The sequence below is a fragment of the Pseudomonas sp. 2957 genome (assembly GCF_031456345.1).
GTDB classification, from domain to species: Bacteria; Pseudomonadota; Gammaproteobacteria; order Pseudomonadales; family Pseudomonadaceae; genus Aquipseudomonas; species Aquipseudomonas siliginis.
The window spans coordinates 23,523-41,280 of sequence record NZ_JAVDUL010000002.1; the positions used below are offsets into that span (position 1 = coordinate 23,523).

Here is a 17,758-nt window from a genome sequence, read left to right on the forward strand (position 1 = left end):
TGTCATGAATGTACGAGATTTGTAAAAAAGCGCACAAAAGACTTGGTGCGATCAGGCGCATCGGCCGATACTCGCGCCCATTCAATTGGTTGGAACAAGGACATTTCATGCTCATCGCACAAGGAATCCTCGCATGACGATCGGCTATACCGGCGCCTGGGAAAGCAAGGCAGGCGTAATGGTCCGTGATACCGGCGCGAAAAAGCAGGTTTCGCAGAGCGTCAAAGTGCAGCAGATGCTGACGCTGGTCGGCAACGATCCGAATGCGCTGAATGTGGCGGAGATGGATAAGCAGGGTTTGCGCAAGCAGATCAAGGGCTTCGACCCGGCCAACGTTTCCGTCAAGCAGTTGGGCAACCTCAGCGAGTTCCTGCGCGGGCGCGGCCTGATTTCCGAGATCACCTCGATCACTTTGCTCAATGCCGGCGACAAATTCGACCGCTTCGGCGTGCAGAAAGACCCGGAGGCCAAGTTCAACGCGCTGGAATATTTCGCCACTCAGCTCGATGCCATCCAGACCAACAGCCTCAATGGCAATTATTACGGCAAAAGCCTGATTCCCGAATTCAAGAAAGCCATTTACGTCCTGCAGAATCTCAAGACCTATGGCGAAGGCAATGCGCCAGTTCCGTCTGACAAAGGCCTGAAGGCAAAGGCGTAACGTCTGCTGATGACGCCCGCTCATCCGTGTGCGGGCTCATGCTGTTTACGCCGCCGGCACGGCTTGCCGAGTGATGTGACGTTGTGCCTGGTCATGCAACTGCTGCATATGCGGGCAATGCAGCGCAAGCCGGCGCGTGCGGTAGCCCCGATGAAACAACGCCAGCCATCCCCCTCGATTGTCCTGTGCAGGCGCCAGGCCGGTGAAAGCAAAACCGATGGCCTTCAGACTGTGCAGATCCACGGCAAACTGTCGCGAAAGCTGTAGACGAATCGAAACCAGCCAATGCCCGGGCAGTGATCGCAACTGGTCGAGCAGTTCCGGATTGAGTTTTTCCAGCCACATTTCATGGCGGCTGCCGTGCTGCTGGACCTGAACCGAAGCTCCGCGCCAGCGTCCTGCATCAGCCCCGACGCCGAACACAGCGCTCAGACGCTCCATCAAGGGGCGGCAACTGGCTGGCCATGCCTGTTCTGGCAATGGCCGTTGATAGCCATCGATAGCACGTACCCCCAACACGATCGACTCGGGTTTTTTACAACCAAAGGGTGAGCGGACATAGTCCGGCAACAATCCAGTGTTGTGAAAACCGAGGTTGATAGCCATGCGTTGGGTGTAAGGGTGATGGGTGACCTGTTTGATCGAGACGCTGCGACAGCCCAACGCCTGCGCATGAGTCAGCAGTTGTCCGCCCAGCCGTGTGGCAATGTTCTTTCCACGGGTATCGGGATGTACGACGCTCAAGGCCAGTTCGGCATCGTGCGAGCTTTCGCTCTGCCGATACAAAGTGGCATGGCCAAGAACCCGCTCACCCTCCACTGCAACCAGTGAATGCCAGCGTTTGTCGGCGTGGTTCTGATTGATCAGGCAGGGCATGTAAACGTCGGTTTGCACGTAATGATCACCGTAGACCTCGCGAAACAGCTGGCTGACGGCCTTGGCGTCGGTGTCACGGTAATTGCGCAGAATCAACGACTCCATCACGCACCTCCCTCTCGTCCGGGCCATAGCAGCGCAAGTCGACGATCCGCAGGCTTTTCCCTGCGCGAGGATGGCGCGCCAAATCCTCGAACCGGCAACTCTGGATGCGCAGCTCCAATAACCGCTCAGCCCGCAGTTGCGCGATCGGCGGGTACATTTCGATCAAGCGGGCCTCAAGTTTCTCGTCGATGAGCGCCGATCGTTCGATGACTGCGTATTTCAACGTCAACACATCTGCGCTGTTGGCTTGTTCGATCAGCAATTGCCAATCGTCGCTGCCAGTAATGCTCTGTACGATTTCGCTGATTTCATCGGTCATCAGCGACAGAATGCCGACCCGCACCCGCTGGCTATTGCCGCTGCGTCCTCTCAGGGCGAATTTGCGTCGTGCAGTGCCCGGCGGTTCGCGCCAGCACGCTAGATCTCCGACGGGATAGCGGATCAGCGGCATCAAGCGGCGATGCAGATTGGTCAATACGAGCAGACCGGTTTGATCGCAGGCCTCGATCGTTGCGCCGCTGTGCTGATCGATAATCTCCAACAGGACGTGGCCGTCGGGTGTGCGATGTTCTCCTTCGACGCAGTCAGGATGACTGGCGCCAATAAATCCGCCGTCGACGCTGGCGTAGCCGATCGAGGCAATGCGCGCGTTGGGCAGCACTTGCTCAAGGAGCTGGCGCTGTGAGGCAAACAGGCTCTCCCCGCCGTAAAGCACGCTATCAACCAGGGGCAACGTAAGGCCGCGTTGTTTGAGCCAACTGGCGAAAGTCAGTAATTGCGCGGGCACGCCAGCCAGTACATTGATTCGATGCTGTTCGATGGCATCGGCCAACTTCGGCGGATCGACCTCACCGGTAAACGGAAACTCGGTAACAGCTGTTCCAGCATGGGCGAGTGAGTCATGAATAAACAGAAAACTGGCGTAGAGGTCGCCAGCGAAAAACAGGTTGGCGACACGGTCGCCGGAGCTGAATTGTTCACTCAGGCTGCGGCCGAAATCTTCCACCGTGCGCTGCCATTCCGTGCGGGCATACACGGACAGCCTGCCACCGCCGGTTGAGCCACCGGTCTTGAACACCAAGGCGTGGGCAATGGGGGCCGTCAGAACCGGCCATTGCATCAGATCCGCGCTGTCTTTCCAGAAGTCTGCCGGATCAAGCAGTGGCAATTCGCACAGTGAACTTATCGCCTCGGGGATGTTGGCGAGACTGTTCTTGTAGTAGGGCGAATGCTCACGGGCGAAACCCGTTAATTCGCTAATCGAGTCGGTTGTTTTCACGGTGTGTTCTTCTTGATTCGAATGAGCCAGCTCACGGCAAGCGTCAGCGGCGGGAGTCAATGACCAGCGGCGTCTTGCCGCTGTGTTTGTTTCGAGCGAAGTGTTCGGGCGAGCATTGCTCGATCTGCAGCACCAGCAATCCGCTGTCGATGATGGTCGTCAGGGTCAGGTAATCGGCGAGACGTGTTTCAACGGTGGCGGCTGTAAGTTCGCAATGCAGTTGCATGCGCTCGACGCCCTCGGCGCTGTGGTCCAGATGCAACTGAAACGGCACTTGCAGCCGTGACGCCAATTCGCTCAGGGAAATGAAGTCGGTGCCGATACGCAACAACTTGCCGTGGCGTTGCAACAGTTCAAAGCGGGGCGACTTCAGCCCGCAGGTGCAGAGGCCCGGCAGCCAGCGTCCGCTGTCGCCAATCTCATAACGCTGCACGCGCTGACCACCCTCGCGGGCGAGCGAGGTGACCAGCAGCCGTCCCACTTGATCGTCGATCACCGGCACATCCTCATCGAACGTTACAATCTCCAACTGCTGGATCTCGCTCATCAGATGGAAAACCCCATCCGCCGAATCCTCGCAGGCATGCCCAAGCGGACCGGCGTCGACGCTGCCGTAAATCGCCGAGCGAATGGTCGAGACGCCACAACTGCGCAGCAATTCACGGTTTTGCTCGCTCAGGTGCTCGCCACCGAGAAAGACCTTTTCGACTCCGGCATAAGCACGCAGACGCTCCTGTTCATTGAGAAACAGACGATGCAGGGTGCCGGGCATACCGACCAGCACGTTGATCCGTTGGTCGATGATCAATTGGGCAATCTCCCGATAATCGTCATCAGCAGGGGCGGCCATGGGCAGGTGCGTCACCTCAAGCAGTTCCAGCGCTTTGCTGAAGCTGAGAAAGCCGCCGTACAGCCCGCCACAGAAGAACAGGTTCATGACTCGGTCTTGTGCTGGATCCAGACCGGCAGCGAACAGGCCATCAGCGGTCGCGCGCATCTGCCGATCAAAGTCGCGATAGCTGTAGCCGGCCAGAGCAGGGGTGCCGCTGCTGCCTCCGGAGCGGAAATACAACTGCGCCTGATCGTTGATGGGCTGGGCGACGAAGGCTTCTTTGTCCATGATCGCAGCGCACGGCGTCGCCGCTGATGGTGCTGGATCGAGACTGGCCTGATTCGGCAGTTGCGTGGCTGCAAGACTCACCGATACCCGTCGACTCAAACGTTGCAGCGCATAGACGCCATCATGGGGTTCGCCCTCGTACCCGTCGTGAATGTTGCCGATCGGTGCGATCCGCGTGACTCCGGCAGCGATCAACGCATGGGTAAGCTCGACAATTTGCGATTGTGCGCATACCAGCGCACAGCTTTGCAGGACGTTGCGCCACGGCAGCAGAGTGGCGGGCAGCAGCGCCTGCGGCACCGGGTGCAGCAATACGCTGCGAAACAGCGGCGAAGGTGCGAGTTGCCGATCATGGCTCCAGATCACCCGCCAGCCTGGGCCGTGCCAGACTTGCCCGGTGTGACCGGCGAAACTCTGACCGAGGCGGGCCATTTGCGTGTGCGTGGTAATTTGCGCAGCTTCCTGGCGTGTCGGCACCAGTGCCGGCCACTGTGCGGCGCGTCGTTGCAGGGCCTGCGCCAGGCGTTCACCGATATCGCGCAAGACTTGCGTGTCGTCGCTGTCCACCAACAGCCATTGCGGGCTGGAGCAGGCCTGCTGATCCAGTCGGCAAACTTCGTCGGCGATGGCATCAAGCGCCTCTGGCGTAGCTGATGCAGGAGTGAGATAGACGAAGCTGATGCGATGCCCCCAGTCGATCCAGCGACAACCCGGCGCGAGCTGTTGCCGAATGGCTTGCAAGGCCGCTTCGCCACCCCACGCCGCAACGCCATTGGCAGATTTGCATAATTGGCCGATCTGCTCGGTGTTCGCTGGAACCACCGCCACGTGGCCGGCCAGTTGTCCGCTCGCATCGCAGTTCACCAACGCCCTCAACAGTCGCGCCGTCAGGCCTTGATCGCTGCGGCTGGGGCGCAACCAGTTGACGTTGCCGGCGAGCAGACTTTCCACCACCGCGCAAAAAGCCAGCAGCGGCGCGTTGGCCGGGGTGATGTGCACCACCAGCCCGAGCGGGCGCCAGGCTTCGAAGCGCGGCAGGCGATAATCGATACGGCGCAGGGAGTCGGCAGCGACGCCGAGTTCGCGCTGGCGTTTGATCGTCAAGGCTTCAGGTTGGCAGAAATCGATCAAGGCCTGCCGTTGTTCGCTCTCGAGGGGCAGGTTCGTGCGCGAGTCACGCAGCAGCTGGGCAAAAACAGTTATCGCCGTGATGACCGTGCTGCTGTCTAGCGACGTCGCCAAACGCTGGGGCAACTTGTGTTGCAGGTCTTGCAGCGCTTGGTCGAGGCTGTAAATGTCGTGCAGTTGTCCATCGATCAAAAACATTTCAGTGACTTCCCATTAATTCGGCGGCGGCCATTGCGCAGCTTCTGCCCGCTGTGGTGCCGGCGCGGCCGTGCAGTTCGAACCAGTCGCTGGTCAATCCACAGCCGCAACTTGCGCCCGGGTGCAGCGTGGCAAGGTCGCTCATCACCACGGCATGCGCCGGGCTGGATGAGATGTAAGGCGAGACGAAGCCGAGCAGGCCTTGTTGGCCATAGGGCAGCAGAGAAAAATCCGCCGCATCGCGAATCAGCACCCGCGAATACACCGGCACATGAAAGCGGTGACGGGCGCATTCGATGTAAGGCACCGCATGCTCGACAGCGCCGTAACCGTCGCGGCAGCGGGCGGGTTCGATGCCCAATTGCCGATGGATATGGGCATAAAACTGTTGTTTAGGAATTTCCTGCGCAGCCTGGGTTTTCCAGCCGCCGCCAAAAAAGGCCAGCGAACCGGCGGGCAATTGCACATCCTGTACAGCGGTAGCCTGCATGCGTTGCAGTGTCTGCCAGAGAAACGCCGGGAAGCCGAAAATCCTCACCGGCAAACCTTCTTCAGCGAATGACTGCAATGCGGCGATGACACCGAATACGTCGAACTGATGGCCGCTACCGGTGTTGCGCAAGGCGTAAACCACGCGATTGACCGGGGCAAACCGACAGAGAAACTGGTCGGTAAACGAAGTGCCGAGCGTAATGTGACCCTCGGGTTCGTAGCTCAGCAGCAGGTAATTGCACGGCGTATCCGGAGTGTCCCAACCGTAATGGCGAAAGATCTGCGCAACCATGAACTGCGCCCGCGCCAGGCTGCGTTCGTCGTAACGCATCCGGCTTTTCTGTCCGCTGGTGCCCGACGAGGTCAGTTCCAGGGCGTCCGCCCCCGTACTGCTGAGCAGCAAGTGTTGCTTGAAGAAACTGGCAAAGATCGGCGGCAGACGCGACCAGTCATCAAGACTGTCGAGGTCTTGCGGCGCCAGTCCATGGGCGTTGAGCCAATGGGCGTAACCCGGGGTGTGGCCGCAGTGAAAGCGGCTGATTTCAGTCATCGCCCGATCAAACAGACCGGGCGCGGCTGAATCCGCGCAATAGGGTTGCTTCAACGCGCACAGCGCGTCGGCATAGTGTAGGTGAGTCATCAGTGTTCCTTACTGAGGCGAGGCCACATCAGCTGTGGTGGTTTGCAGGAGCCGGTAAACCATGGGCAGGCACATCAGCCCGCCGAATGCGGCCCAGAGAGCGAAGTATTCAAGACGGCCGCCGCCACCGATGGCCGCAATCAGCGAACCGCCAAGGCCCATGACGGCGATCGAAATCATGCCGGTCAGCGCCGACACCAGACCTTTGCTGTCGTCGCTGGCAAACAGCGCCAGGCGATACACCGCCGCGTTGCTCATGCCCAGCCCGACGGCGTACAGCGACAGACTCGCCACCACCGGACCAAGCCCCGCGCCGAGCAATGCGCACGCGGCCAGAAACAGAAGGCCCAGACAGAACGGCCAGAGCGCCAGTTGAATCAATTGCGTCAGCGAATGAGTCTGCAGCAAGCGGTCGAGAATCAGATTGCCGGCAATCACCGCTGAGAAAACCGGAATCTGCCACAGGCCATATTCCAGCGGCGGCAGTTCCAGCACCCGCACCAGCAGCAACGGTGCCAGGCCTATCCATGTGATCAGGGGCAGACTCATCAGGCCCAGCGCCAGACTGGCGCAGAGAAAACGCGGGTTGCCTAACAACGCGCCATAGCGCCGTGAAGTGCAACGCCAGGAGAAGGGCACACGGGGTGTTCGATGACCATCGCGGCGCTCGACGCCTACGGTTTCCGGCATCCACAGCAACAGACCGAGCCAGACCAGCGCTGCCGTGAATCCCAGCAGCAGAAAGATTTCCCGCCAGCTCAGCCATTCCAGCAACAGGATCCCCAGTAGCGGCCCGAGCAGTGGCGATAACAACGCAACATTGCCGAGCAACGCCATCAGCCTGACGGCGTCCGCTTCACAGAACACCTCCTGTAGCGCCGGATAGCTGACTGCGACGACAAACCCCAGACCCATGCCTTGCAACAGCCGCAACAGGTTGAACCCCCCAATACTGTCGGTGAAAAAAGCCGCCGCGCACGACAATCCGAACAGCGCGCTGCCCGATAACAACAGTGGTCGTCGGCCGTATTGATCGGACAACGGGCCGAGTAACCATTGCAGGCACACGCCACCCAACAGATACAGGTTGAAGGCATGGGGAACATGCCGTACGTCCGCGTCGAGGTCGGTGGTGACGTCCAGCATCGCTGGCATGATCACATCGCTGGCCATGTAAGTGAGCAGTTCGAAAGCGGTCAGCGCCAGACAGAAACCCGCAACCTGTCTGGGGCCGATATTGATAAGTGTTCTCTGCATGAACATCCCTGTTTTATGAGTGGTAGGAAGTTCGCAGAGCCTAGGCGCAGGCGCACAGCCGACCTAGCCGTTTGCTGCGTCAGCAGATTTCAAAAACTTACGGCATGTTTAAAGGATTGGCGCGGCGTGAAACCTGTTTACCTGGCTGCCATTGCGGCGCAAACAACGATGCCCTCGTCAGTGCGGGCATTGATTGCGCCAGAGCAGGGAGGGCCATGCCTTAAGGTCGGGTTACCTTGCAGCCAAAAGTCTTCAGGGGCGGTAACATGAGCACCCGTTTGCCCCGGCGCATACCCGTAATCCGGGGAACGCTCGGCGTGCAACCGGCTACATTTCAATGTTTCAGGAAACCGCAATGACCCAGAAGCAACGCTTGATTTATTCGATTCTGATCGCTCTGTCGGTACTGGCGATCATGCTGGGCCTGTCCTGGCTGCAGAATGCCGGCATGATCACCGAGAAGACTTTCCAGTACGTGGCAATCGGCGTGGCGGTCGTGGTGGTCATCATCAACGGCGTGATGCGCCGCAAGGTCAAGCCCTGAAGGCGAGCCTCATTCGTGGTTGAGGACCGCTGCAGCCTGCGGGTGCAGGCTGTAACTCTTGTCGGCGTTGAAGGTGATCACGCCTTCGGCGCACAAGCGTTTAAGCACTTCTCGCACGCTGAGAAACGACAGCGGCACGTCCAGATCGAGCAACTGGCTATGTACGCCACGTACGCCCAGGCGACGATTGCTCTGTGCCGCCACGAGCAGCGCGTCGATGACTTTCAGGCGAATCAGGCTGGTGCGCAGGCCGAAACTCTTCAGTAGCACGCGAATACGCTCATTGCCCGGACGCTCGCCGCGCTGGGTGAAATTGCCAGAGTGCGAACTCATCGAAACGCCCTGTGGCGTCTGGCTACCGTCCGATGGTAGTTGCGAGTTGTACATGCGATTACTCCTTTTCAGAGCCAGATCGGGAAAGGTTTTGTTGCGCTCTCTAAACAAGACGTTTCAGCACGACAAATCATGAAAGAAAAGATGTAGAAATTTCGTCGCTAATTCGTCTCAGCCTTGTGATGACAGCATTGCCCCAATGGACTACCCGCTAAATTTTTTCCCTCAGCTTCGTTTCTTCGACAGGCTCATTGCGCGTGGACGCAGGGGCAATCGACCTTTCGATCAGGAGCAAGCGTGATTATTTCCAGGCAACTCACCGGGCTGGCCCTCGCCAGCACCTTGTTCGGACTGAGCCTGTCGGCCCATGCACTGAGCCCGGCTGCACAAACCAGCGCCGATATTCGCCGCACCAGTTTCGGCGTGCCGCACATTCGCGCTGAAAACGAGCGCGGTCTGGGTTTCGGCATCGGTTACGCCTACGCCCAGGACAATCTGTGTTTGCTGGCCAACGAGATTGTCACGGTCAACGGCGAGCGCTCACGCTACTTCGGCCCGGAGCAGTTCACTGTCGAACAACGGGAAAACCGCGTCAGTGATGTGTTCTTCACCTGGCTCAATACTCCTGAAGCGGTCGGAGCCTTTTGGCAGGCACAACCGGCGCAGGTGCATGATCTGGTTGAAGGCTATGCCGCCGGTTACAACCGCTATCTGGCTGAACGCCGTCAGCAAGGGTTGCCGCAGCAATGCCAAGGCGAGTGGGTACGTGATATCAGCGCCGAGGATCTGGTCAAACTGACGCGGCGCCTGTTGGTTGAAGGCGGGGTGGGGCAGTTCGCCGAAGCCCTTGCTGGCGCGACGCCGCCGCAAGCGACCGCGCAGGTGAAGCACGACACCGAGGCGTTCCAGTTGGCCGACGCGCGTCAGCAACGTTTTGCTCTGGATCGCGGTAGCAACGCTGTGGCGGTCGGCAGCGAGCGCTCGTTCAATGGCCGTGGCATGTTGCTGGCCAACCCGCATTTCCCATGGGTCGGGGGGATGCGCTTTTATCAGATGCACCTGACCATCCCCGGCAAGCTTGATGTGATGGGCGCCGCTTTGCCGGGATTGCCGATGATCAATATCGGTTTCAACCAGCATCTGGCCTGGACCCACACCGTCGATTCGTCGAAACACTTCACCTTGTATCGCCTGCAACTTGATCCAAAGGATCCGACTCGATATTTGCTCGATGGCAAGTCGCTGCCACTGAACAAACAGACGGTTACCGTGCAGGTCAAGCAGGCTGACGGACAGGTCGTAGCGGTTGCGCGCGACATCTACAGCTCGCAGTTCGGCCCGATCGTGCAATGGCCGGGCAAGCTCGACTGGGACAGGCAATATGCCTACAGCTTGCGCGATGCCAACCTCGACAACGACCGCGTGCTCGAACAGTGGTATGCGATGAACCAGGCCAGCAATCTCAAGGATCTGCAAGACGCGGTGCACAAGATCCAGGGCATTCCGTGGGTCAACACCCTGGCAGTGGATGACAAGGGCCAGACGCTGTACATGAACCTGTCGGTGGTACCGAACGTCAGCGCGGAAAAACTTGCCAAGTGCAGCGACCCACGCCTCGGTCTGCGCATGATCGTGCTGGACGGTTCCAACAGCGGCTGTGCCTGGGATGTCGATCCGCACGCGGCGCAGAAGGGCATCTTCGCTTCCAGCCAGTTGCCGCAATTGCTGCGCAGGGATTTCGTTCAGCACTCCAATGATTCGGCATGGCTGGCCAACCCGGCTCAACCGCTCACCGGCTATTCACCGCTGATCAGTCAGGAAGGACAACCGCTGGGCCTGCGCTCACGATTCGCGCTTGATCGTTTGGGTGAACTGAGCAAGAAAGGCCCGCTGGCAGTCAAGGATCTGCAGCACATGGTCATGGACGATCAGGCCTATCTGGCCGCGCAGGTCATGCCCGATCTGCGGAAGTTCTGCGGCGCCGATCTGGGCAGCGATGCCGCGACACTCAAGTCTGCGTGCGCCAGCCTCAAAGCCTGGGACGGCCGCGCAAATCTGGATTCCGGGCTCGGTCTGGTGCATTTTCAGAACATCATGCAGGCGCTGCTTGAATCAGCGGATATCTGGCGTGTTGCATTCAATCCGGCAGATGCGCAACACACTCCTCGCGGCCTGGCAGTCGAACAACCTGCCGTCGCCAAAGCACTGCGTGAAGCGATGCTCGCGTCGGTTGAGCGGGTCGCAAAAATGGGCCTGAAACCCGACACGCGCTGGGGTGATGTCCAGGTGGTCAGCAGCGGCGGGCAGCAAACGCCGATTCATGGCGGGCCGGGGACGCTGGGCATCTACAACGCGATGCAAAGCGTGCCCCGCGAAGACGGCAAACTTGAAGTGGTCAGCGGCACCAGCTATCTGCAAGTTGTGAGCTTCGATGAAAAAGGCCCGCACGCCCAAGGGCTGTTGGCGTTCTCGTTATCCAGTGATCCGATGTCGAAATACTCGCGGGATCAGACTGCTGCATTTTCGAAGAAGCAGTGGAGTGTTCTGCCGTTCACCGAACAGCAGATCCAGGCGGATCCGCAATATCAGGTGCAGACGATCAAGCAGGATCAGACAGGGAAGGTGGCAGCGCAGTAAAACAGTCACAGCTCGAAACAAACGAAGGCCGCCTCCCGCAAGGGACGCGGCCTTCAGCTTTTCGGCGGGCGTTGCGGCATCGAATTGATTACCGGGTTGCCTTCCTTGTTGCGCGTCAAATAGACCGGCAGCACTTTCGGCAGGCTGTTGGCGAGGTGGTTCATCTCTTTGATGTTGTAGACGCCGCCCACGCGGATCGCGCCGGTATTGGTGTCGGCCAGCATCAACGGCTTGTCGAGGTAACGGTTGATCAGCGGCAAGGCGTCGTGCAGCGCAAGGTTGTCGAGCACCAATCGGCCGCTGCGCCACGCCAGCGAAGTATCGCCAGGGTAGGTCTGACTGATTTGCGGCGCGTAATCGCCATGCCGGTAGCGCGCCTGCATCGAGGGACTGAGGCGCAGACCGTCGCCAGGCAAGTCGCGATTGCTGCTGACCAGCACCGAACCTTCGATCAGATTGACCCGCACCTGATCTTCGTACATCCACACATTGAACCGCGTACCGGTCACGCGGATCTTGCCGTCGCCGGCGCGAACCACGAACGGATGAGACGCGTCATGGCTGACATTAAAAAACGCCTCGCCCTTGTTCAGGGTGACGCGACGTTCATGTTTGTAATTGCTGAAGCTCAGGTCGGTGTGCAGGTTGAGTTCGAGCTGGCTACCGTCACTCAGGGTGATCTGACGCACACTGTCGGTGGCGGCGTAATGCTGATAACTGTTGGGCACCCAGCCCAGACTCCAGCCGCTGTAGGCCGCGAGTGGCAAGGCGAGGGCGCAGGCGCCAGCAATGACCGCGAACTTGCGCCACGAACGCGAAGGCTTGCGCTGCGCGGCGAGTGCCTCGGGCTCGGTTCGAGGCAGATCTCCGGCGACTTCCCAGATTTCTTGCATGGCTTCGTATTCGAAGGCATGCAAAGGATGTGCAGCGTGCCAGGTCTCAAATGCGCGACGCTCCTCGTCCGTGCAGTCAGCGGCGTGCAGACGCATGCACCAGTGCGCGGCGGCATCGGTGATCGCATCGTATTCGGCTTCCGAGAGAGTGTCTTGGGTCATTGACTCGTCCTGATTTCGCTCATTCTAACCTCGCCGGCAGGCTGCCGAGAACATCCGTCATGGCATTTACCCATCAACGCGGAACTTATTTTTCCCTGTGGCGCCCAAAAAAACAGGAAGCAACTGCCTACTATCCATAAATGGAGTGAAAAAATGATCAAAAAGACATTCGCAGCCCTGATTGCCACTGCCGGTCTGCTCAGCGCCGGTGCCGCTCTGGCGGACAAGCCGGGCGCAGGCTGGATCACCATCGAAAAAGCCATCGAGGTCGCCAAGACCAAGGCCGGCTATGTCGAAGTCTATGAGATCGGCGCCGACAATGACGGCTACTGGGAAGGCGAAGGGCGCAAGGCTGACGGCATTGTCTACGAGTTCCGCATCGACGGCGCCTCGGGCAATGTACTGCGCGATCAGAAGGATTAACGCACCTTCTCACTTGTTGATTCTTGGCATGAGCAATGCGCTGGCGTTACGCCGGCGCATTTTTTTGTCTTCACGCCAGCGCTTGCGAGGATCCCGCCTGATCTGCAACCGGCGCCGATAGCGGTATGGGCGCGGGAAGCGGGTCGAGCTGGCGCCCCAGTTCGCTGATGAGCAGGGCGATCGAGTCGGCGTTGGCGAGCATCACGTCGACCCGCGCATCTGCTGAAACAGGACTGCGAAACGCTCGGCGCGCGTCTGCAAGGTTTGTGGTTTTGGTAAGGCTGAGGATTTTCAGGTAATCCGCGGCATGCGTCGGCATTTTGTCCAGATCGGTCCAGACGTGGTTATCGGATTTCACCGCAAAAAGGTGCGAGAGATTGCCGTAGCGCGACAATAACCTGCGATAACGTTCAAGCGAGTCCTTGGCCGCTTGCCCCTCTGCCGTCGTCGTGTCGATAAGGTCGAGATAAGGCCCCATGGCCTGGACCGTTACCAGATCTTCGCTGTCGCAAACCAGATGCGAGAGTTCATGGATAATCGTTACGGCGCGTGCGTGTGAATCAACATTGAATCGAGGAGGCAGATGGGCGGTGTATTTGTCCATTCTGGGATTGAAAAAAACCTCGGTGAGATGAATTATTTTCTGTTTGTCCTGTTTGAAAACGAAGGCAACGGTATTGGCGCTGCCAGGCCCATTCAGACCAGTAAAGAAGCGCTCGGTGTAGAGCAAATCATCTTTTGGATTCGTCAGTTCCTGGCAGACAGGAATGATCACTTTCTCGAGTTTTGTGAGCAGCAAGGGCGTTACCTCATGAACCTCGAAGAACTCCTTCAAAACCCTCTCCAGCCGTGTGCCCGCAGGGTGGCTACGCTGTGTAACGTAGTTATGCAGGCAGTTGACTGCGTATTCTCTTGCACGGTTTACGGCTTGCTGTATCACGAACGCCCTGGCCGGATAGCGACGGTGGATCTGGGCCATGCCTCTGGCCTGGATATACATTTCTATTGAGCGGTTTTCCTCGACTTCATGTTGAGCAGGGTCACGACGTTTTGATCGGCAGCGATGAACCGGCTGGCTGGCGCTTGCAACAACCAGACGGGCATTTTTCTCTTCGAGTGCCGGCCCCTGACTGCCGTCTTTTTTGCGCAAATACCAGTTTTTTTCGAGCTGGACTGCCGGATACACCTTGCCGGCAATGGCGGCGTATTTCTGCGTCGTTGACGAATCCCCATAGACCAGCTTATTGGCATCAAGCTTGAGGGATTCCAGCGCCGTACTGCTTTCAAAGGGCTGCAAATCAATCCGAGCGGGCGTGACGGGCGACACCTTTGCCCAGCCAGAGGCGACTTGCACCGTTGTGGCTGTACCCGCAGGTGCTTGCGCCTCTGCGGCGAATTCGGAGCCGGCCGTTTCTGCCTCGCTTTGCCATGACAGACGTCCCAGGCTGAAGAGGGTAATCGCCCCTGCGATGAAGCTTTTCAGGGCATTTGCCCAGTGGTGATCCTGAAGGCCTTCGGCGGACGCCTTGAAGTCCTGGTAGCTTCGCCACAGAAAAAAACCGGACGCGAGTTTGCCCGGTAGCAAATGTGGCACCAGGCGCACGCCGTGACTGAAGAGAAACTTCACCGCTTCCCAATCCGCTTGGCCATTGACCTGTGGCTGGCTGCGCAACAGTTGCGGCAGAAGACGCAGAGTGTCCTGGTGAAACCGCTCGAGCACGTTGCCATTGATGGGCGCGCCATGAAGAGTGATTTCACTGTCTTTGCCGATCGTTGTTTTCAACAGGCTCTTGAATATCGCCTGCTGAGCCTCAGGCAGGCGCCGGATAACCAAATCCTGGAAGTGCCCGGGGGTATTCAGTGCTTCGATCAGCTGCGCTTCGTTTTCGAATTCGCGAAACACATACCTGGAGTAAGGCGCATAGAGGACCCGGGGGCCTGTTTGCCCTGCGCCCGGACCGAAGACATACAAACCGAGTGTGTCGACGCAATCAGCGCCTGGGGTCTTGATCAACGATAGCGGACAGGCGATGGCATGAGCGCCCTCGACCGCAGCGCGCGCTATCGCGTCGGGCATGTCGAGGACCTGGCAAATGTAGTCATAGCCGGTATCCGAGAGCTGTTGCTGCAATTTCATCGAGTGGGCGTGTTGCATCAATTGCCAGGGCAACTGGCGCAAGAACCGTTCTTTGCTGGTGCGAGCAGACGGGCTGTCGGCTGACAGCGCTTCGGTGACTTTCGCGGTGTAGGTGGTAGCAACATCAAGAGATTGCAGTAATTGCCGTACCGCGGCCTGGGCAAACTCTTTTGGTAAGGCTGTGGCCGTTGTCGAGGCGACTTTGAAACCGCTGCCCTGCACGACGTTGTAGTGATGCAAGGCAAATTCCAGCAAGTTGCAGGCAGGGCCGGCCAATATCAGATTGGGGGTGATCCGGATGTCCTGTGGCTTGAGCCCGTTGCCTGGAAAGCGGGCATCGAGCAGGGTTTTGAGGGTCTGCTCGATATGAGTGGCCAGCGCCGGGACCTCATCGAGGAAATCCTTGCCATCGATGAACGCATGCCGCAGTTCATCCAGCAGCGCGAGTTGCGTGCGTTGCTCCGTCGCCGAGGCCATACGCAACCAGTCGGGGTAATCCAGATGACGCGAAAGGGTTCGTGCAAGATCGATCGCGCGTCGCAGGTTGGTATCGATGACAGCATTCTTCATTTCATCAAGGAAGCTCGCCAATGTCTTTGGCTCCTTGATGCAAACTCGCAGCAGTTCACATTCTGCCAGGAACTGTTCAATGGCAGATTGCATGCGGTCTCGGGAGACACTGCCATTAATCAATTGAAACTCGCCCAGTGTGTATTGCTGGTCCAGTCTGTGTTGCGCCTTTGGCAGATTTTCCAGCAGCGTGTGACTCTGGTTATTGTCGTCCAGCCGTTGCTGCAATTGCTTTTGCGCATTGGCGATGTCGTCAAACAGCTCCAGGCCCAGGGCCGGTGTCCAGAGGATGGCGCGCCCGGAATGTTTCACGTCCATGCCGCCGCGCTCGGTCAGCAGCACACAGTGAGCGAGCGGCAGCGCAGCGTTGGGCTCGGCCCCGATGAGGGTCAGTGACCAGGCATCGGGGCGAAAACCATTGAGTGACTGGCGGTCCCTGCGTGTCGGGTGCCTGGAATCGAACACGGTGTCGACGATCTTTCGTTCCGCCTCCAGCCATGACCCGCTGAGGCTGCGCAGGTACGCCTCACCACGCAGGCCGTCTTCGAATGCCTGGGCCAGTTTCCACAGAATGCCTTCGAGAAAGACGCGCTGTTCTGCGGCGTGCGCGGTCGGCTGGTCTTTGAAGTGGCTGGTCAGATTATCCAGCGTCCGCCCCAGAAGTGCCGCCTGCTGCGCAGCCTTGTCTGCCTGCAAGAGTGACGATGGCGGTGTACTGGTAAACAACGGTCGGGTACTCCAGCGCTGATTGACGTCGAGCTTGAGCAGCCGTTCATGAATCATTGAGCGGATATCCAACGCCTTGTCGAAGAGCGCATGGATGTCAGTGGTGCGCTCGCTCTGACGAAAACGCTGCAGAACGAATTCAACGTTCTGACGTTGCTTGGTGATGATGGCCTCGAACAGCGTCGTCATGATCTCACCGCCAATGTTTTCCCCGGATACCTGCGCGTTAGCGAAGCCAAGGTAACGATTGCGCTCTTGCAGATTCATCAGCCCGTAGAGTTCGTCTTCGTGTCCGGCAGCCCGCATTTTCGCGGTCAGTGTCTGTTTGAGATCCGCATAGTCGGCGAGTACCTGCAGGCCCTGGCTGGGCGTATAGAGATAAGCCTTGTCGTGATTGATCATCAGCGAACCGGCCAGCTCGACACAGGCTGTTTCTTCGCTCAGGCACACGGTTTCGAACGTTGGCCGCCGTACCGCAACGGTTGGCTCACGTACCAGGCTGTGCAGGGCGTCGAACTCGCTGGCGGTGAGTATCTGCGTTTCGCGCTTGATCATCAGATCCGCGCGCGCCTGATCCTGCACCGTCTGGCTGAAGAAAGTACGTCTGGGCGAGCCTTCGAATGAAGCGCCGTTCCAAAACACCTCAAGCTGTCGAAACAACAGCATGGTCAGTTTTCCAGACGCCGACTTGATCGCATTGGTCCAGGCCGACTGATCGTCTTCGCGTACCGAACGGGCGGGATGGGTGAATTCTACGGCCTGACCGTGGGGCCAGCCCTGACGGTGAAAGTGCACCAACAGCGCTTCAGTCAGCGACAGCGAGTCGACCCACTGTTTTCCATCCGAAGTAGTCACCGAATAGAAACCGACCCGGGTAAGCGATTGTTGCACCGCGCCAAAATGCGCTTCGAGCAGTTCGTCGAGAATCTTTTCCAGCAGCGTTGCAAGGGATGGCAGTCGTTTAAGCTCGTCCAGCAGGTCACGGGCGCACCTCTCCAGAGAGTCGCCGATTGCCAATTGCTGGTCCTCGAACACATCACCTTCGATGGTTTCGCAAGTCAGAGTGATACCCCGTTTTTCCACCAGTTCCTTGCGCAATGAAACCGAGAGGAAAGCCAGCAGATCATCGTTTTCCCTGGCGTTGTCGAGGCGTTTCTGCAGGGCATCAGTCAGGGCTTGCCGGTCAGCGAATTTTTTCAGGCCATCGTAGGGCGTATAGAGAAACACGCCGTTGTCATCCGGCCCTGCGCTGAGTATGAAGCTGCCTGCCAGCGGCACGGCCAGTTGCTTGTCGGCGTTGAGCAGGATGCGTTCGGCCAGCATTGGCGGTGTTTGCTTGTTGCGCAGCGATTGCGTAGCGAGTTGCGCATGTGCAAGCCAGTCGAAGTCTTTGCTGTTGAGACCGTGTGCCGGACCGAGGTCAGCGTGCAGGCCGGGTGAATCAAATATCACTGGAAACAACAGCGGGGCAGTCGGGATGGACATCATTGCAACTCTGAACAGGGCGCCATTGGGCTGGAACTCAACAGTAAATGCGCAGAGTGGAGCACTTGCGGTAGACAGTTACCGCACGTACC

Annotated in this window: 12 protein-coding genes; 4 read left to right on the forward strand and 8 right to left on the reverse strand. The window is 58.7% G+C overall.

Going from position 1 to position 17,758, the window contains the following annotated elements:
- Positions 1–133: 133 nt before the first annotated feature.
- Positions 134–661, forward strand: coding sequence for a hypothetical protein (locus J2Y39_RS05780; RefSeq protein WP_310215854.1), 528 nt, complete (start codon positions 134–136; stop codon positions 659–661).
- A 45-nt stretch (positions 662–706) separates the two neighbouring features.
- Here J2Y39_RS05780 and J2Y39_RS05785 read toward each other — a convergent pair whose 3' ends face one another.
- The 5 genes from J2Y39_RS05785 to J2Y39_RS05805 are packed head-to-tail and all read right to left on the reverse strand — an operon-like array spanning position 707 to position 7,756.
- On the reverse strand, positions 707–1,642 hold the full coding sequence (locus tag J2Y39_RS05785; protein ID WP_310215856.1) for a GNAT family N-acetyltransferase: 936 nt from the start codon (positions 1,640–1,642) through the stop codon (positions 707–709).
- The gene (locus J2Y39_RS05790) at positions 1,611–2,921 is read right to left on the reverse strand and encodes a phenylacetate--CoA ligase family protein (RefSeq protein ID WP_310215858.1); all 1,311 of its coding nucleotides are present in this window, start codon (positions 2,919–2,921) and stop codon (positions 1,611–1,613) included. Before J2Y39_RS05790 ends, J2Y39_RS05785 begins: the two co-directional genes overlap by 32 nt.
- A gap of 43 nt (positions 2,922–2,964) precedes the next feature.
- Positions 2,965–5,367, reverse strand: a complete 2,403-nt coding sequence (locus J2Y39_RS05795) for an aldehyde dehydrogenase family protein (RefSeq protein WP_310215860.1) — start codon at positions 5,365–5,367, stop codon at positions 2,965–2,967.
- A 1-nt stretch (position 5,368) separates the two neighbouring features.
- Positions 5,369–6,499, reverse strand: a complete 1,131-nt coding sequence (locus J2Y39_RS05800; protein ID WP_310215862.1) for an acyl-protein synthase — start codon at positions 6,497–6,499, stop codon at positions 5,369–5,371.
- Positions 6,500–6,508: 9 nt separating this feature from the next.
- Complete coding sequence (locus tag J2Y39_RS05805) at positions 6,509–7,756, reverse strand: MFS transporter (RefSeq protein ID WP_310215863.1); 1,248 nt, start codon at positions 7,754–7,756, stop codon at positions 6,509–6,511.
- 355 nt (positions 7,757–8,111) lie between these two features.
- Between J2Y39_RS05805 and J2Y39_RS05810 the strand changes: the two genes are divergently transcribed.
- Positions 8,112–8,300: a hypothetical protein gene (locus J2Y39_RS05810; protein WP_041480969.1), complete on the forward strand. Its 189-nt coding sequence runs from the start codon at positions 8,112–8,114 to the stop codon at positions 8,298–8,300.
- Between the two features lie 9 nt (positions 8,301–8,309).
- Here the strand turns inward: J2Y39_RS05810 and J2Y39_RS05815 are convergent, their stop codons facing one another.
- Complete coding sequence (locus J2Y39_RS05815; RefSeq protein WP_252885999.1) at positions 8,310–8,687, reverse strand: fe2+ zn2+ uptake regulation protein; 378 nt, start codon at positions 8,685–8,687, stop codon at positions 8,310–8,312.
- A 243-nt stretch (positions 8,688–8,930) separates the two neighbouring features.
- On the opposite strand from J2Y39_RS05815, the gene J2Y39_RS05820 reads away from it, so the two are divergent.
- Positions 8,931–11,270 carry an acylase gene (locus J2Y39_RS05820; RefSeq protein WP_310215868.1) on the forward strand — a complete coding sequence of 780 codons (2,340 nt, stop codon included), beginning with the start codon at positions 8,931–8,933 and terminating at the stop codon, positions 11,268–11,270.
- Between the two features lie 53 nt (positions 11,271–11,323).
- Here J2Y39_RS05820 and J2Y39_RS05825 read toward each other — a convergent pair whose 3' ends face one another.
- The gene (locus J2Y39_RS05825; RefSeq protein ID WP_056785862.1) at positions 11,324–12,325 is read right to left on the reverse strand and encodes a FecR family protein; all 1,002 of its coding nucleotides are present in this window, start codon (positions 12,323–12,325) and stop codon (positions 11,324–11,326) included.
- A 153-nt stretch (positions 12,326–12,478) separates the two neighbouring features.
- Between J2Y39_RS05825 and J2Y39_RS05830 the strand changes: the two genes are divergently transcribed.
- A complete protein-coding gene (locus J2Y39_RS05830; RefSeq protein ID WP_041480965.1) occupies positions 12,479–12,748 on the forward strand; it encodes a PepSY domain-containing protein in 270 nt (89 codons plus the stop codon).
- Between the two features lie 70 nt (positions 12,749–12,818).
- On the opposite strand, the gene J2Y39_RS05835 is transcribed toward J2Y39_RS05830, so the two are convergent.
- Entirely contained in the window at positions 12,819–17,666 is a 4,848-nt protein-coding gene (locus J2Y39_RS05835) for a dermonecrotic toxin domain-containing protein (protein WP_310215870.1), read from the reverse strand.
- Positions 17,667–17,758 lie beyond the last annotated feature (92 nt).

Coding starts and splice junctions, on each gene's coding strand:
- J2Y39_RS05780 (WP_310215854.1), top strand. CDS start 134: ATGACGATCGGCTATACCGGCGCCTGGGAAAGCAAGGCAGGCGTAATG.
- J2Y39_RS05785 (WP_310215856.1), bottom strand. CDS start 1,642: ATGGAGTCGTTGATTCTGCGCAATTACCGTGACACCGACGCCAAGGCC.
- J2Y39_RS05795 (WP_310215860.1), bottom strand. CDS start 5,367: ATGTTTTTGATCGATGGACAACTGCACGACATTTACAGCCTCGACCAA.
- J2Y39_RS05800 (WP_310215862.1), bottom strand. CDS start 6,499: ATGACTCACCTACACTATGCCGACGCGCTGTGCGCGTTGAAGCAACCC.
- J2Y39_RS05805 (WP_310215863.1), bottom strand. CDS start 7,756: ATGCAGAGAACACTTATCAATATCGGCCCCAGACAGGTTGCGGGTTTC.
- J2Y39_RS05810 (WP_041480969.1), top strand. CDS start 8,112: ATGACCCAGAAGCAACGCTTGATTTATTCGATTCTGATCGCTCTGTCG.
- J2Y39_RS05815 (WP_252885999.1), bottom strand. CDS start 8,687: ATGTACAACTCGCAACTACCATCGGACGGTAGCCAGACGCCACAGGGC.
- J2Y39_RS05825 (WP_056785862.1), bottom strand. CDS start 12,325: ATGACCCAAGACACTCTCTCGGAAGCCGAATACGATGCGATCACCGAT.
- J2Y39_RS05830 (WP_041480965.1), top strand. CDS start 12,479: ATGATCAAAAAGACATTCGCAGCCCTGATTGCCACTGCCGGTCTGCTC.
- J2Y39_RS05835 (WP_310215870.1), bottom strand. CDS start 17,666: ATGTCCATCCCGACTGCCCCGCTGTTGTTTCCAGTGATATTTGATTCA.